This window comes from Mesorhizobium sp. Pch-S (assembly GCF_004136315.1).
GTDB lineage: Bacteria > Pseudomonadota > Alphaproteobacteria > Rhizobiales > Rhizobiaceae > Mesorhizobium.
Genome location: NZ_CP029562.1, coordinates 6,044,853 through 6,059,251, shown reverse-complemented (window position 1 = coordinate 6,059,251; position 14,399 = coordinate 6,044,853). Strand labels below are relative to the sequence as shown.

At 59.1% G+C, this 14,399-nt stretch carries 11 protein-coding genes and 1 tRNA gene; 2 read left to right on the top strand and 10 right to left on the bottom strand.

Translation table 11 applies throughout. The features are described 5' to 3' along the window. Positions 1 to 625 precede the first annotated feature (625 nt). On the bottom strand, positions 626 to 2,536 hold the full coding sequence (locus C1M53_RS28550) for an acyltransferase family protein (RefSeq protein WP_129415445.1): 1,911 nt from the start codon (positions 2,534 to 2,536) through the stop codon (positions 626 to 628). A gap of 593 nt (positions 2,537 to 3,129) precedes the next feature. Between C1M53_RS28550 and C1M53_RS28545 the strand changes: the two genes are divergently transcribed. Both C1M53_RS28545 and C1M53_RS28540 read left to right on the top strand, forming a co-directional pair. Beyond that, on the top strand, positions 3,130 to 4,800 hold the full coding sequence (locus C1M53_RS28545; RefSeq protein WP_129415444.1) for a hypothetical protein: 1,671 nt from the start codon (positions 3,130 to 3,132) through the stop codon (positions 4,798 to 4,800). Positions 4,801 to 4,908: 108 nt separating this feature from the next. Further along, positions 4,909 to 5,310 carry a hypothetical protein gene (locus C1M53_RS28540; protein WP_207213048.1) on the top strand — a complete coding sequence of 134 codons (402 nt, stop codon included), beginning with the start codon at positions 4,909 to 4,911 and terminating at the stop codon, positions 5,308 to 5,310. 111 nt (positions 5,311 to 5,421) lie between these two features. Here the strand turns inward: C1M53_RS28540 and C1M53_RS28535 are convergent. The 9 genes from C1M53_RS28535 to C1M53_RS28495 form a co-directional block, all read right to left on the bottom strand. After that, a tRNA-Val gene (locus C1M53_RS28535) sits at positions 5,422 to 5,496 on the bottom strand. Between the two features lie 112 nt (positions 5,497 to 5,608). Next, entirely contained in the window at positions 5,609 to 6,289 is a 681-nt protein-coding gene (locus C1M53_RS28530) for a phosphoglycolate phosphatase (protein WP_129415443.1), read from the bottom strand. Between the two features lie 75 nt (positions 6,290 to 6,364). Further along, on the bottom strand, positions 6,365 to 8,152 hold the full coding sequence (locus C1M53_RS28525) for an ABC transporter ATP-binding protein (RefSeq protein ID WP_129416402.1): 1,788 nt from the start codon (positions 8,150 to 8,152) through the stop codon (positions 6,365 to 6,367). 14 nt (positions 8,153 to 8,166) lie between these two features. Next, entirely contained in the window at positions 8,167 to 9,111 is a 945-nt protein-coding gene (locus C1M53_RS28520) for an acetamidase/formamidase family protein (protein WP_129415442.1), read from the bottom strand. Further along, entirely contained in the window at positions 9,101 to 10,744 is a 1,644-nt protein-coding gene (locus tag C1M53_RS28515; protein ID WP_129415441.1) for an ABC transporter substrate-binding protein, read from the bottom strand. The genes C1M53_RS28520 and C1M53_RS28515 overlap by 11 nt, the downstream gene beginning before the upstream one ends. Before the next feature lie 35 nt (positions 10,745 to 10,779). Continuing rightward, entirely contained in the window at positions 10,780 to 11,700 is a 921-nt protein-coding gene (locus C1M53_RS28510) for an ABC transporter permease (protein WP_129415440.1), read from the bottom strand. After that, positions 11,697 to 12,605 (bottom strand): ABC transporter permease, encoded by a 909-nt coding sequence (locus tag C1M53_RS28505; protein ID WP_129415439.1) that lies wholly within the window; start codon positions 12,603 to 12,605, stop codon positions 11,697 to 11,699. The genes C1M53_RS28510 and C1M53_RS28505 overlap by 4 nt, the downstream gene beginning before the upstream one ends. Beyond that, positions 12,583 to 13,188, bottom strand: coding sequence for an ANTAR domain-containing protein (locus tag C1M53_RS28500; protein WP_129415438.1), 606 nt, complete (start codon positions 13,186 to 13,188; stop codon positions 12,583 to 12,585). The genes C1M53_RS28505 and C1M53_RS28500 overlap by 23 nt, the downstream gene beginning before the upstream one ends. Further along, the gene (locus tag C1M53_RS28495) at positions 13,185 to 14,318 is read right to left on the bottom strand and encodes a transporter substrate-binding protein (protein WP_129415437.1); all 1,134 of its coding nucleotides are present in this window, start codon (positions 14,316 to 14,318) and stop codon (positions 13,185 to 13,187) included. The genes C1M53_RS28500 and C1M53_RS28495 overlap by 4 nt, the downstream gene beginning before the upstream one ends. Positions 14,319 to 14,399 lie beyond the last annotated feature (81 nt).

Sequence of the window (14,399 nt, the reverse complement as noted above, 5' to 3'; positions counted from 1 at the left end):
ATGATTCAGCGCTTGATGCAGTTGCCCGAAATTCCTCTCGTCGCAAATGTGTTTCATTCGCCACAGCAACGCGAAGACCTTTACCCGAAGTGTTCTCTGCCTCTTAAGCACATGATCGTCCATTTTGACGGCGTTGTGCCTCTATGCGGTGCATCATATTCAGCGGGTGGCGAGAAACGAGCTATCTTAGGGGATATCAGTCGACAGAGCTTGGGCTACCTATGGCTCAAAGCGATGCAGCCATATCGAGATGCGCATAGATCGCGACGTTTTGGAGGCATCAAGGCGTGCAAAGGGTGCATTGGTGTCTGAGGTCGCTGGTCGGCCTGTCTACTATTACCTAACTCGTTGTCCCCCAGTCGCATCAAACGGCGGTTCTTCGGTTCACTGGTCGGCTTGCGATCACGACACCTCCAACTGCCGTGCGTGATTGTAACCAGAACTGGTAGCAGTTTCTTGTTACCTGACTGACGGTTCCACCAACCCAAGTGCTGGAAGGAGTGTAAGTGCAATAGGTTGGCCGAGCCAACTGCGCAGCTGCGGCGCACTGCATTCCAACGCCGGGCCCCGGCCATTGCCACGGCGATCGCCTGGCGGGTCTGGCTATGGCGCTTAGAATGATCCGCTATCGCCCCGATTGATTCTGGCTCGCATCGACTTTGTCCAAATCAATCATCCCTGCGACCAGCTTCGCACCACTAAGTGTCAAGTGATTATCGTCAAACAAGATCGGCCTCTTGTCTCTGATCATTTGACAGATACTGCCTCCACACAGCATGTCCGCAGGGTCGATGATGGATACGTTTTTGTACCGCGCAGCAATCGAGTCGAGCATCGCACGAGCCTCACCAGATGTTTTCCGATGATCTGACACGGAAAGGTTGATGACGGCATTGGGCTTTACCATTGCCAATCTGGATGCCGCATGGGGCAGGGAGTAGCCGGGCGTTGGATTTGAGGCCACCACAACGATTTTTTTTCCGCTGGCCTGTAGCCGTGAAATGCTGTCTTCAAGCCCGGTTCGGAAGGTGGCTCGGTCAGGAGTGGATAGGTAATATTCGTAGAATGCAGTTAGCACTACCGTCTTGATGTTGGCATTTTGCACCAGGAATTGAACCGCACTCTGATTGAACTCGCGACACTTCTTTTGGTCTGGGGAAACATAACCAAGCGCGGGAGGACAGGAACTATAAGTTAAGCTGAGTATGCTGCGGTTTTTGGCCTCTCCCAATTGTCCAAGCGCATCTGCCAATTCAACGCCGTGACTATCGCTCCAAACGGCAATGGCCGGCAGTACGTTGGGCGATCCGAACACGCAGCTTTGCTCCGGGGGAGGGTTTCGGTCATCGTCTCTGTGGCACTTCGGCCGTGAGCCGCTGTAATCTTTTGCGCTTGCGATCATGGCGGTCGCTTCTGGCGATAAGCGCCAAGGCACGCCAGATTGACTATCAATCACGAGACCGGCAGCGACCACCGCCGCTGCAACAGGAATTGTGGCTAGGGCGCGTCCTATCGGTAGTTTGCGGAACGGCTGCTCAATATAACGGTAGCTGGCAATCGATACGACGAACGTGAGAAAAAGTAGCACCAACACGGCCAAGCCTGATGGTTGCTGTTCCATGTTGGCTATCCGATAGAAGGTGATGATCGGCCAGTGCCAGAGATAGAGGCTGTAGGAGATCTGCCCGACAGCAACAAATGGGCGCCTGGATAGTGCTTCGGCGACTCGAGTTTTCGTCTTCGGCGCTATGATTAAGACGGAACCCAGCACTACGGGTACCATCCAGAAACCGAGTGACGTTTCTGTCCCGTGTAGCAAATAGAGCGATATCCCGATCAGCACTGCCCCGGCCAGGCCGAAGACTTCAGAGAGCCATCTGTTCGAAATTGTCGGCAGGAACGCGATTAGCGCACCAGCACCGAGTTCCCAAGCTCGCGCGAACGGAAGATAGAATGCCGACTTGGGCGCCACGGTCACTGTGCGAGCACTGTAGAGCAAGCCGACCACGATCAGCGCAGAAATAGCAACTGCTACCCACCCCCTACTTTTCACTCCGGTGAGAAGCGTGAAAAGCAAGAATGGCCACACCAAATAAAATTGCTCCTCAGCGCCTAAGCTCCACGTATGGAGGAGCAATTGGAGTTCAGCGCTCCTGTCGAAGTATCCCGTATTCCAATAGTAAAAGAGGTTCCCAGCGCCAACTGCTGCATAGGCTGCGCTCTCGCCAGTCAGCGCGTAGTCGTCTGGAATGAGGAAAAACCAACCGACTGCGAGTGTTGTTGCTAGCACAGCAAGCAATGCTGGGTAGATACGGCGAATGCGCCTGCCATAGAAATCGAACAAGACGGGAAGGAGCCGACCATTATTCCGGGCTATACTCTCTTCGAGTCGCTTTGTGATCAGGTATCCGGAAATAACGAAAAAAACATCGACCCCGACGAACCCGCCGGGGAGCCAAGATCTGTCGTAGTGAAACAATAAGACAGACGATACTGCAATGGCTCGCAGCCCTTCAATATCAGTACGTTTTTCCATTGCGCTCGCATACTCGCAAGGCGAGTTTCGCGCAATCGCACCTAGTCAGGAAACTTAGCAAATATTTTATTGGATTCTGGGTTGCGTCGACTATCCAACCAGATACTTGGCCGCTTCTACCGTGGCGTAGTAAGCCATGATTCCCCAAACCGTGAAAATCACGGCATCAATGACTGCCTTCTTTACTTTGTCCGCACTGGTCATCGCGTTGGATCCCTTCCGCGGGCCAGGCATTGATTGTCTCAAATGTTCGACGATTCCGTGACGGCCAACCCGCGCCTACATCGTCGGTGTGCGCCTTTCTTCCCCCAAATGGGGTAATCCCGAAAGGAATAACAAGCGCATCGCCGTTCAACCCGACGCAACTGATAACTGATCCAGGTTTGCCCGGTAGAAGCCAGCGAAACTACCCCCGACAGCCACCGGCATCGTTCAACTCAGCTCTCTGGGGATGTTGTGTACCGCGATCAAAGCCTGTGAACGGGCAAGCCTCAATCGATTGTCTTGCTCTGTGGCTAGATCATCATTCGTTGGCATCAACCTTGGCTCGCCAGCCTGGCGCTTCAGGAGTTGGTTATTCGAAAGGAAAGATCATGCCTGATATCTTCGCCACCCTAGATGAGGCGAAAGCCTACAGTCCGGCTGTCGCGCCGAATTTCATGGTTACAGCCGGCTATTTCTCGGCAGGCGACGGCGGTGGAGCGCAGTACAAGAAGGTCTCAGCGCAGCCGACACACGCGGGCAAGTTCTCGATCACCCTCAGCGGCGGCGGAACGACGTGGTACGAGTTGTCAATCGGGCAGCCCATCTCCGTCGAAATGTTTGGTGCCATTGGGCATAAGACGGATGCCGCGGCCCTTGCAGGTGGGGCTGCCAACAGTACGACTGCCATCCTCAACGCAATCGAGTTTCTCCGCAGTAATGGAGACACGCTGAACGACGGTCTAACGAACAAAATCATCACTGCCTACACGTCGGGCACACTGCATTTTGGACGTGGCATCTTCAACATTACAGCCGGCGCGATCCGCATCACTCAAGACATCAATCTCACCTGGCGGGGGCAGGGGTGTGGTGGCAAAACTATCTATGCGAGAGCAGCAACGACAATTCTTATAACCGGCACATCGTCCGGTTTTGGGATCGAGGCGTACGGAAATGGATCTCGGGGATTCCGCCAGATCGATATCGATATTTGCTACGCCACGTCCGGATTTACCGGCAACATCCTGTCGCTGATCGGATCGCCAGGCTCATACCCGGAACGCTGCAAATTCGGCACTTTCGGCATCAGAGGCTCGCAATATCTGTATACGCCGCGCTCCTGCATTTCGATCGCCTATGATGAGTTCTTCAATCCGAAGGAGTGCGTGTTTACAGGTGCGGAGCGCGGCATCAGGATCGAGGATGACAATCGCCTCGCTGTGTTTACGGGATCAATCTCCGGGAACACCCTCACTGTTACAGCGATGCTTTCTGGTGAGATTGGAACCGACCTCCGCATTTGGGATACCACAACCGGCAGCCTCATAGGTCGCAGCATTGTATCCCTTGGCACTGGGACAGGCGGTATCGGCACATACGTCCTGGATGGTGCTGCAGCGAGCTTGTCTTCAAGAACCCTCGCTGGGGATCTCAGTTGGGGCGGCTCCAACTCGCACATCGGCGATTGCGTGTTCTACGATTTGACGACCAAAGCTGTCGAGTTTCGAGGTGCACGGCGTAGAACCCGCCAGAGCATCAAAGACAGCATCATGAACCCCATTAACTTGGGTGGGCAGAACGGATGGGATTTACGAAACATCGATGGCCTGGCCCTGGACAACAACGACCACGTTGGATCTGTCGGGTTCGCCCCCACAAACGGCTGGCTTTACATCGAGAACTGTACCGGAACGATCACCTCATGTGTCTTTGGTGACGGCGCAGTTGGCATCCAGGCATCTGGTTTTCTGAACATCACGGGGAATGTTTTCAACGGTACTTTGGGCGTGAACATTTTCGGCGAGAGTATCGTGGCGGGCAAAGGCAACGAGTACATCCTGACAGCCGGTCCAAGCAGAAAGGGTTTCACACTGGGATCGCTTTCCGCAAACATCACAATCGATGTTGGCCCCGACCGCTTCAACGGGAATTGTTCCTCCAGCTATGACTTTCCAACTGGCGCCGCTGCAAAGGGCCGGGTGTACCGCGCCATATCCCATGACTTCAGTCAAAATGGCGCACTCAATGGTGCGGCCGGGGTAACGATCACTTCGGTCTGACTATCTACACCAGCATATTAGCCGATTGGTGAACCCGCCTGCGTTGGATCGTCCGGCGGGTTCATTATTTCTGACAGAACAAGTCTCTCCACAGAAAGGAATCCAACTATGGAACGCAATAGTGTGCGGGCCGTGGACGCTTATGCCGTCTACCGCCCGATGCTCGACCTCATGGGAAAGTCTGAAGGCACCGACAAGGGCAGGGGCTACAACGAGGCGCTTGGCTACGGCGCATACACCTGCGGTGACGTGGATCTCATCAGCATGACGCTCGACCAGATCGAAGCGCTGCAGTCCAAGATGCTCGCCAACAGGAAGAACAAGCTGAAGTCGTCGGCAGTTGGCCGGTACCAGATCATCCGCACGACGCTCCCACGATGCGGCAGCAACTCGGGCTCACTGGACGCGAGAAGTTCGACGCGGACATGCAGGATCGTCTGGCCTGCTATCTGCTCGGCCAGCGGGCCATCGACAAGTGGCTCGCCGGCCGGCTTTCGCTCGATACCCTGATCCGCAACTTGGCACAGGAATGGGCTAGTCTGCCCAAGCCCGCTGGCTGTGCCAGATTTATGCCATATACCGGCACCCAAAGCTGCAAAGGATACGAAAAGGTGCAGAGAATGGTGGGCGATGTAGGGATTGAACCTACGACCCCACCCGTGTGAAGGGTGTGCTCTCCCGCTGAGCTAATCGCCCGCTCCGTGCCCGAAGGCCAAGCGCGCCGCGATATAAGGTGGGTGATAGCTGGAAGTCAACAGTCCGTTCCACGCTTCCATGGTGGGAAAGTGCGGATACGGCAAAAGATTTTTCAGCGTGCCGCCACGATCAGTTTTTCGACAAGGGCAGGGGTCAGTTCGTCGAAGTGCGAGATGACCACGGAAGGCTCGAATTCGCTGACATGGCGGTCAGTGTAACCAAAATCCACCGCCACCACCGGAATGCCGGCCGCCTTGGCCGTGTCGATATCGGTCTGTGAATCGCCGACCATGACTGCGCGCTCCGGATCTCCACCCGCCAGAGCGATGGTTTCGAGCAGGTGGCGCGGATCTGGCTTGCGGAACGCGAACGTATCCTGGCCGGCAATCGCGGCGAAGTGCTTGTCCAAACCGAGCGCTTCGATCAGGGCCTTTGAGTTCGCTTCATATTTGTTGGTGCAGACGGCAAGCACATAGCCTGCTTCTTGCAGCCGGTCGATTGCATCGACGACGCCTGGATAGGGCAGTGACTTTCCGGGAATGTTCTTCGTGTAGTGGGTCATGAACAGACCGAGCAGGCGGTCCAGTTCTTCGGTCGTCAGAGCCTTGCGCTGCGCCGCATAGGCCCGTTCGATCATGACGCGCCCGCCCTGGCCGACGAAGCGCTTGAAACCGATGTAGTCGACGCTCTCCAGGGCACCGTCGACCAGGCTGTGGTTGAGGCTGTCGAGCAGGTCCGGCGCGGTGTCGACGAGCGTTCCGTCAAGGTCGAATACGATAATGGGGCGCGTCATGATCCAGTCCGTGATTGCGGGTCGCAGCAGGCGATAACTGCTCGCTTGCTCCGATACAAGCCGTGTGATCGCTATCTAGTGCGTCGCAACGAAATGGCCGTCACCGACGTCCTGGAGCGAAAGTTTCGACGGAGGGTCGCCGACCCGACGGACCGGGCTTGCGATCTCGCTGTCCAATCTGGCGAAACGCGTCCGCCGACGGGCGGGATCCGGCACCGGGACCGCTTCGATCAGCCGCTTCGTGTAAGGATGGCGCGGATTGGCGAAAATCTGGTCTCGTGTACCCATCTCCACGATCTGGCCGAGATACATCACCGCCACTTTGTCGGAGATGTTCTCGACGACAGCCATGTCGTGCGAAATGAAAAGGTAGGCGACCCCAAACTCGCTCTGCAGATCCTTGAGAAGCTTCAGGACGCGCGCCTGGACCGAGACGTCGAGCGCCGAAACGCTCTCGTCGGCGATGATCAGCTTGGGCCGCAGCGCCAACGCGCGCGCGATGCAGATGCGCTGCCGCTGGCCGCCCGAGAATTCGTGCGGATAACGTTCCATCTGGTCGGCGGTCAGCCCGACGCGCTCGAACAGGGCCGCAACGCGGTCGATCCGCTCCTTCTGGGTGCCGATGCCATGGATGAGCAGTGGTTCCGCGACCAGGTCGCCGACACGCATGCGTGGGTCGAGCGAGGCATACGGATCCTGGAAGATCATCTGGATGTCGCGGCGTACCGCCTTGCGTTCGTCGCGCGACAAGCCGGCAAGATTACGTCCGCCAACGGTAATGTTGCCGCTGTATGGCAACAGGCCAGCCAGTGCTTTCGCGGTGGTGGATTTGCCGCAGCCGGATTCACCGACCAGCGACAGCGTTTCGTTCGGCGCGATCGAAAAATTGACCCCTTCGACGGCGTGAACGCGCCGTGTGACCCGGCCGAAGAAACCGCCATGCAGGTCGAACCGCACATGGAGATCACGAACTTCGGCGACGACGGCTGGTTTTGCCGGTTTCTCGGGTTTGTCCAGCGCTGCAGCGCGTCCGGCGCCCATCCTGGGCACGGCGGCGAGCAATTCGCGCGTGTAGTCGACCTGAGGGCGTTCGAAGATATCGACGATGGTTCCCTGTTCGACCATGCGGCCATTGCGCATGATGATTACCCGATCCGCCATTTCGGCAACGACACCCATGTCATGGGTAATCAGGATGACGGCGGTGCCTTGCTCACGCTGGAGGTCACGCAGCAGTTCCAGTACTTCGCCCTGCACGGTGACATCGAGAGCCGTGGTCGGTTCGTCTGCGATCAGCACGTCTGGCTTCAAGGCCAGCGCCATGGCGATCATGACACGCTGGCGCATGCCGCCGGAAAGCTCGTGCGGAAATTGTTTCAGGCGGCTCTCTGCTTCCGGAATACGGACCGCCTTCAGTGCTTCGATGGCGCGCGCGCGCGCGGCGTTGCCGCTCAGGCTGGTGTGGGCTTCGATCGCTTCGACGAGCTGACGTCCGATCGACAGCACGGGATTGAGCGATGTCATCGGCTCCTGGAAAATCATCGCGACGCGATTGCCGCGAATGGTCTGCATGCGCTTCTCGCCCAGGGTGGTGAGATCGAGTTCACCGAGCTCGATCGAACCGGCCGAAACACGCGCTTGCGGCTGCGGCAACAGGCCCATGACGGCGAGCGAGGTCATCGACTTGCCTGAACCGGATTCGCCAGCAATGCACAGCGTTTCGCCGCGAGCGAGCGTGAAGGAGAGACCGGACACGACCTCCCGTTCGCCTTCATCGCCGCGCACGGAAACCGTGAGGCCGGAAACCTTGAGCACCGGTCTTGTTCCTGTTTCAGGCGCGGCGGCCACCGCGCCTGATTTCATGCCGCTTGTTGCGATCATTCGAACACGCAGCGTGGGAAGTAGAACGACACCACCCAGTTCGGCATGTCGACGATCTCGCTGATCCTGAGATCGCCACAGACTGAAACCAGCATGTAGGCGTCGACTGGATCGATCTGATAGCGGGATGCGAGCAGATCGACCATCTGGGCAACGGCTTCCCTGGCGCCTGTCATCAGATCGGGTCCGATGCCGGTCGTCACTTCATAGCCCTTGGCGTCGAGATGGCGCGCCACAGGCCCTGGCGTGGTGAAGCGTGGTGTCTTCAGCCGCGCATCCTTGACCAGGTCGAGTGTGAGCACGACATCCATCGGGCTCTCGATCGCGGTACCGCAGACTTCGCCATCGCCCTGCGCGGCATGCGTGTCTCCCACCGAGAACAGCGCGCCCGCCACTTCCACCGGAAGATAGAGTGTGGTGCCGGCAGCAAGATCGCGGATGTCGAGATTGCCGCCGACGCGACGCGGCGGCACCACCGAATGCAACCCTTTTTCTGCCGGTGCATTGCCGATGGTCCCGGCGAAGGGTTTTAGCGGCACGCGGCCATGCTTGCCGAACAGCGCCGGTTCCAGCGAGCTGGCGTCGTATTTCCAGATGGCCAGCGCCGGCTCCTTGAAGTCGTCGGCGAGCAGGCCGAAGCCCGGAATGTTGGCCGTCCAGCCGAAGCCGGATGGTTTGAACTGCTCGATGGTGATCTTGAGCGCGTCGCCCGGCTCGGCCCCTTCGACATAGATCGGTCCTGTGACGGGGTTGATCTTGCCAAAATCCAGCTTGGTGATGTCCGCGACCGTGCTGTCGGGCTGCAATTGGCCGCCAGACGAATCCAGGCAGTTGAACTCGATGGTCGAGCCGGGTTTCACCCGTTCGGCCGGGACGAAAGAATTGTCCCAGCCGAAATGATGATGGCGCCCGTGGATCGTGTAGTTGCAGTTATTGCACATCGTTCACATACACATAGTCGTAGTTGATCGGGATATGGACGGGGTCGACGTAGAGCTTGTCGTCGCCTGCCATGCGCGGGGAACGCATGGTGAAGCGCTGCTCGTTGAAGACTGGTGCCCAGGGCGCGTCTTCCATGACCTTGGCGTAGATTTCGCCCCACAGCTTGTAGCGTTCATCGGCCTTGGCCGGATCAACGATGGAGTCTGCTTTCGCGGCCTTGGCGTCGAGGTCCTTGTTGCAGTACCAGGCCCAGTTCCAGCCACCCTGAACCGCTCCACCGCAGCCGAGGATCGGGCCGTAGAAGTTGGACGGATCCGGAAAATCCGCGATCCAGGCCATGCCGCCGGACCAGATCATCGGTGCGCCTGCCTTGTCACCGCCGGCGGCGATTACATTCGCCTGCGCCAGCGACTGGATCGAGGCCTTTATGCCGATAGCAGCCAGGTCCTGCTGGATCGCCTGGGCAATGCGCGGGTTGGGGTCCGTATTCATGACGAAGAGCTGCGTTTCGAAACCGTCCGGATGACCGGACTCGCCAAGCAGCGCCTTTGCTTTCTCGACATCATATTTATAGCCGGCAAAATTCTTGTCGTAGCCGGGCATCGACGGCGGCAGCGGCTGGTTGGCCGGTACCGCACGATTGTTGATGATCTTGACGATGCGTTCCTTGTTGATGGCCATGTTGACGGCCTGGCGAACCTTTACATTGTCGAACGGCGCCATGGTGGTGTTCATGGTGACATAGCCGGTCTGGAGCTGGCCACCCTCGACGACACGCGCCTTTTGTGCCGGATCGGCCATCACTTCCTGGAATTTGGCCGGTGGAATGCCGTCACCCGGCACATCGACTTCGCCTTTCTGCAGGCGCAGCAGCGCGACGATCGGCTCCTGGCCGATCTCGAAGGTGATCTTGTCGAGATAGGGCAGACCCTTGTGCCAGTAGTCGGCATTGCGCTCGAACACCAGACGCTGGCCGAGCGTCCATTCGGCGAGCTTGTAGGCACCGGTGCCAACCGGGTGCTTGCCGAAATCGGCGCCGTATTTCTCGACCTCTTCTTTCGGCACGACGTGGCTGAAATTGATCGCCATCACGTGCAGGAAGGTGGCGTCGGGCCGCGACAGTTCGATCTTGACGGTCGCAGGATCGACAACGGTCACACCGGCAAGGCTCTGTGCCTTGCCACCGGCGACATCCTCGTATCCTTTGATCGAGGCGAAGAAGCCGGCGCCGGGGCTCTGGGTCTTCGGATTGGTGACGCGGTCGAGCGAGTATTTGACGTCATCGGCCGTCATCTCGCGGCCATTGTGGAATTTCACGCCCTTGCGCAGCTTGAACGTGAACGTCGTGCCGTCCGGAGAGATCTCGTAGCTTTCGGCGAGCTCAGGCCGCAAGTTGGTGGTGCCGGGTTCATAATCCATCAACCCGTCGAACAGACTCTTGATCATCGACCAGTTCTGCCAGTCATAACCGATTGCCGGATCGAGTGTTGCGACGTCATCCTTGTAGGTGATGGTGATGGCGCCGCCTTGCTTTGCATTCGGATCGAGCTTTTCTTCAGCCGATGCAGGGGCAAGGCCAAGCATCAGCGCCAGCGCCGATGCCGCTACGGTTGAAGCCAGAAGTTTCTTCATGTTCTGTTCCCTTCCCTTTGTTGTGGTTGCCTTGGTCAGCGCAGCTTGATGCGCGGATCGATGAACGGGGCGACGATGTCGGCGAGCAGGTTGCCGAGCACGATGGCGCAGGCTGACACCAGCGTCACACCCATGATGATCGGGATGTCGACACGCTGGATCGCCTGCCAGGCGAGCTGGCCGATGCCGGGCCACCCGAACACGCTTTCCACCACCACGATGCCGCTCATGAACAGGCCGATATCGATGCCGATCATGGCAATGACCGGCAGGATGGCGTTGGGCAGGGCATGGCGAAACAGGAGGGCGCGGCGCGCGAGCCCCTTCGCACGGGCGGTACGGATATAGTCCTGGCGCAGCACGTCGATCATCGATGAGCGCATCATGCGTGAATACCAGCCAGCGCCGAGGATGCCGAGCGTCAGCGAGGGCAGGACCGCATGTCGCCATGTGCCGTAGCCGCCGATCGGGAACCAGCCGAGCTGAACGGCAAAGACATAGAGCAGCAGCAAGCCGACAACGAATTGCGGCGCCGAGACACCGATGAAGGAGCCGACCATCAGGGTCTGGTCGGTGGCACTGCCGCGTTTTGCGGCTGCGATCAATCCCATGGTCAGCCCGATCGCCAGCTCGCACAGGATCGCCCCCACCATCAGGATGAGGCTTGCTGGCAGGCGCGAGACGATCAGCTCGGTGACTTCGGATCGCTGGATGTAGGAGCGGCCAAGGTCACCCGAGAGCAGATTGGTGAGATAACGCCAGTACTGCACGACAAAGGGTTGATCGAGACCGAGTTGCTGGCGAATGCTTTCGACTGTCTGCGGCGTCGCGCTGCGGCCGGCAATCTGGCGCACCGGATCAGCCGGCAACAGGTAGAGCAGGGCGAAGGTGATGATAGACACGCCGAGAAGGATCAGCGCTGCCTGGATCAGGCGGCGTGTAAGATAGGCGATCATGCTCGGCCTCTCTGCGTCGGGTCGAGAATGTCGCGCAGCGCATCGCCGACCAGATTGAAGGCAAGCGCCAGGGCAAGGATGGCCGAACCAGGGAAAAAGACCAGCCAGGGTGCTGCCTGGAAATAGGTCTGGTTCTCGAAGATAATGTTGCCCCAGGAGGCCGTCGGAGGCTGCACGCCGATGCCCAGATAGGAAAGGGTGGCTTCCAGCAACACAGTGGTCGAAATGCCGAGTGTCCCCCATACGATGATGGTGGGGAGAAGATGCGGCAGAATATGGCGAAACAGAATGCGAGGCGTGCTCGCGCCGATGGTGCGCTCGGCGTCGATGAACTCGCGCTCGGCCAGTGAACTGGTCTCCGTGAATACGACGCGAGCAGTCTGCACCCAGTTCACCAGCGCGATGACCATGGCGACGATCCACAGGCTTGGCTGGAAGACAGCTGCCAGGCAGATGGCCAGCAGCAATGCCGGAAAGGCCATCATCAGGTCGGTGAACCGCATCAGCGCGCCACCGATCCAGCCACGGAAATAGCCGGCAGTGACGCCAACCAGTGTGCCGATGAGCAGGGCCGCACCATTGGCGACGACACCGATGATGAGCGAGGTACGCGCGCCGTACAGGATCCGGGTCAAAAGATCACGCCCGAGCAGATCCGTCCCGAGCCAGAAGGCGGCATTGGGCGGCAGCGGCGCGCCCTCAAGCGTCAATCCGTCAAACAGCTGTTCGTTGGGATCATAAGCCGTGAGCCAGGGCGCAAAGATTGCGCCGAGAACAGTCAAGGCGATGATGGCGAGCCCGATGACGGCGAGGGGGCGTTTCAGCAGGCGGCCGAACACGCCTGGCCGGCGTCGTGCCGGCAGGCGCCCAGCGATTGGGGCGTCAGGCACGATGGGATTGGTCAATGTCGCCCTCCTTTTTGGTCATGGCGACAACCCGGCGGGCAGCTTCTTCGAGGTTCACCTGCCAGCTCATGGCCAGCGAGCGCAGCTGTGCATAGGCGCGCTCGTCATCGATGCCCTGGCTGGACAGGGCCGCCACCGCGCGCACGATGGTCTGGCGTTCGGCAACGCGCGCCTGCAGCGTTGCGATCTCGTCGGCCAGCTGCCGACGTGCGGCGAAGCTCTGGCGGGCGATCAACAGCGCGGAATAGACGCCGGAGTTGCCGACCGGTTTCAGGAGCTGGGCGTCGGCATTGTGCGACAGCGCCCATTCGATCCGGCCAGGTGCTTCCGAACCGATCAGTGCGATGATCGGCATCGGCGCTTCGCCTGGCGGCCAGGGAAACTGCTCGTCGAAGCCGAGGTCCACGTCGAAGAAGACGAAGTCCGCACCAAGTGCCTCAGGCGGTAGTTCCGGCCAGCAGCCTGTCACTGAAAGGCCGATTGCCGAAAGCTGGCGCATAATGGCCGTGAGGTTGGCATGCTGACGATGCAGCACGAAAGCCTTCGCGCCGCCGAGGATGGGGATGCGGGCGGCGCGCTTCATGACACCACCTTCAGCTTGCGACGGCCGAATACCTTGGTGCGGTCATAGCGCGACAGGTAAGGATCAGGATCTACCGCCTTGGTAACGCTAACTTTTTCAAAACCGTCACCTGCGATACGGCCGATCTCGACGGGCAGTGTCGCGTGCTGTGTCTGCGGATCGATGCGGATCGTTCCGAACGGTGTGTTGAAGCTGTTGCTTGCAAAGGCAGCGGACAGTTCGCTCGGGCTGGCGTCGCTCTCGGCAGCGAGAATGGAAGCGAGAATTTTCACGGAAGCGAAGGCGGAAGCCTGGAAAGATGAAGGGCGCGGCTCATCCTTTTCAGCTTGGCCAACCAGCCAGACTTCCTTGACGGAAGTGTCGTGGAAATACGGTCCGGCAGAAAGGTGACCGTCGCCGGCGGCGCCGATGGCCGGCAGCTCGCATTCGGTCAGATTGCAGGAGACGATCGGGCAGTGCGGTGGCGTGAAGTGATCGTCCTGCTGGGCCAGCTCCGCATAGGCCTTGAAGAAAGCGTAGGAAGAGGGGCCGATCAGGTTGTTCAGGATGAAGTTCGGACGGGTCGCGCGGATCTCGTCGATCACCCGTGAGACGTCGGTTTCCCCAAGCGGCAGATAGCGTTCGCCAAGCACGCGGCCACCGGCATCGGCAATCAGGTCGCGGGCGACGCGATTGGTTTCCCAGCCCCAGATGTAGTTGGAGCCGGTCAGGAAGCCATTGGCACCGTAAATGGGGACGACGTGTCCAAGCAGCGGTACCAGATGCTGGTTGGGGCATGCATGCATGTAGACGACGTGCTCGTTGGCCTCGAACCCCTCATACGGGCAGGCATACCAGAGCATCCCGCCAGCTTTCTCGAGCGCCGGAATGATCTCCTTGCGACTCCAGGACGTGACGCCGCCGATGATGTGGCGGGCGCTTGAGTTGCGCAGAATGTCCTCGGCCAGTGTCGCATAGCGGTCGGCATTGCCTTGCGGGTCGCGCTCGACGGGGACGAATTCGATCGGGGAAAAGGGATCGGCGTTGACTGCTGCGATAGCCTGCATGGCACCGCGATGACAGGACTCCGAGACAAGGCGGTAGTTCCCGGATCGGGAATACAGGATGCCGATCTCGATGCGGCGCTTCACCAGCAATGTCCCCCAAAACAAAATGCCCCGCAGCCATCGCCGTCGGGCGAGGCATACGAGGCACGCTTGCCGTCCGGCTCA

Coding starts and splice junctions, on each gene's coding strand:
- C1M53_RS28540 (WP_207213048.1), top strand. CDS start 4,909: ATGGAACGCAATAGTGTGCGGGCCGTGGACGCTTATGCCGTCTACCGC.
- C1M53_RS28500 (WP_129415438.1), bottom strand. CDS start 13,188: ATGAAGCGCGCCGCCCGCATCCCCATCCTCGGCGGCGCGAAGGCTTTC.
- C1M53_RS28510 (WP_129415440.1), bottom strand. CDS start 11,700: ATGATCGCCTATCTTACACGCCGCCTGATCCAGGCAGCGCTGATCCTT.
- C1M53_RS28530 (WP_129415443.1), bottom strand. CDS start 6,289: ATGACGCGCCCCATTATCGTATTCGACCTTGACGGAACGCTCGTCGAC.
- C1M53_RS28525 (WP_129416402.1), bottom strand. CDS start 8,152: ATGAAATCAGGCGCGGTGGCCGCCGCGCCTGAAACAGGAACAAGACCG.
- C1M53_RS28515 (WP_129415441.1), bottom strand. CDS start 10,744: ATGAAGAAACTTCTGGCTTCAACCGTAGCGGCATCGGCGCTGGCGCTG.
- C1M53_RS28545 (WP_129415444.1), top strand. CDS start 3,130: ATGCCTGATATCTTCGCCACCCTAGATGAGGCGAAAGCCTACAGTCCG.
- C1M53_RS28550 (WP_129415445.1), bottom strand. CDS start 2,536: ATGGAAAAACGTACTGATATTGAAGGGCTGCGAGCCATTGCAGTATCG.
- C1M53_RS28520 (WP_129415442.1), bottom strand. CDS start 9,111: ATGTGCAATAACTGCAACTACACGATCCACGGGCGCCATCATCATTTC.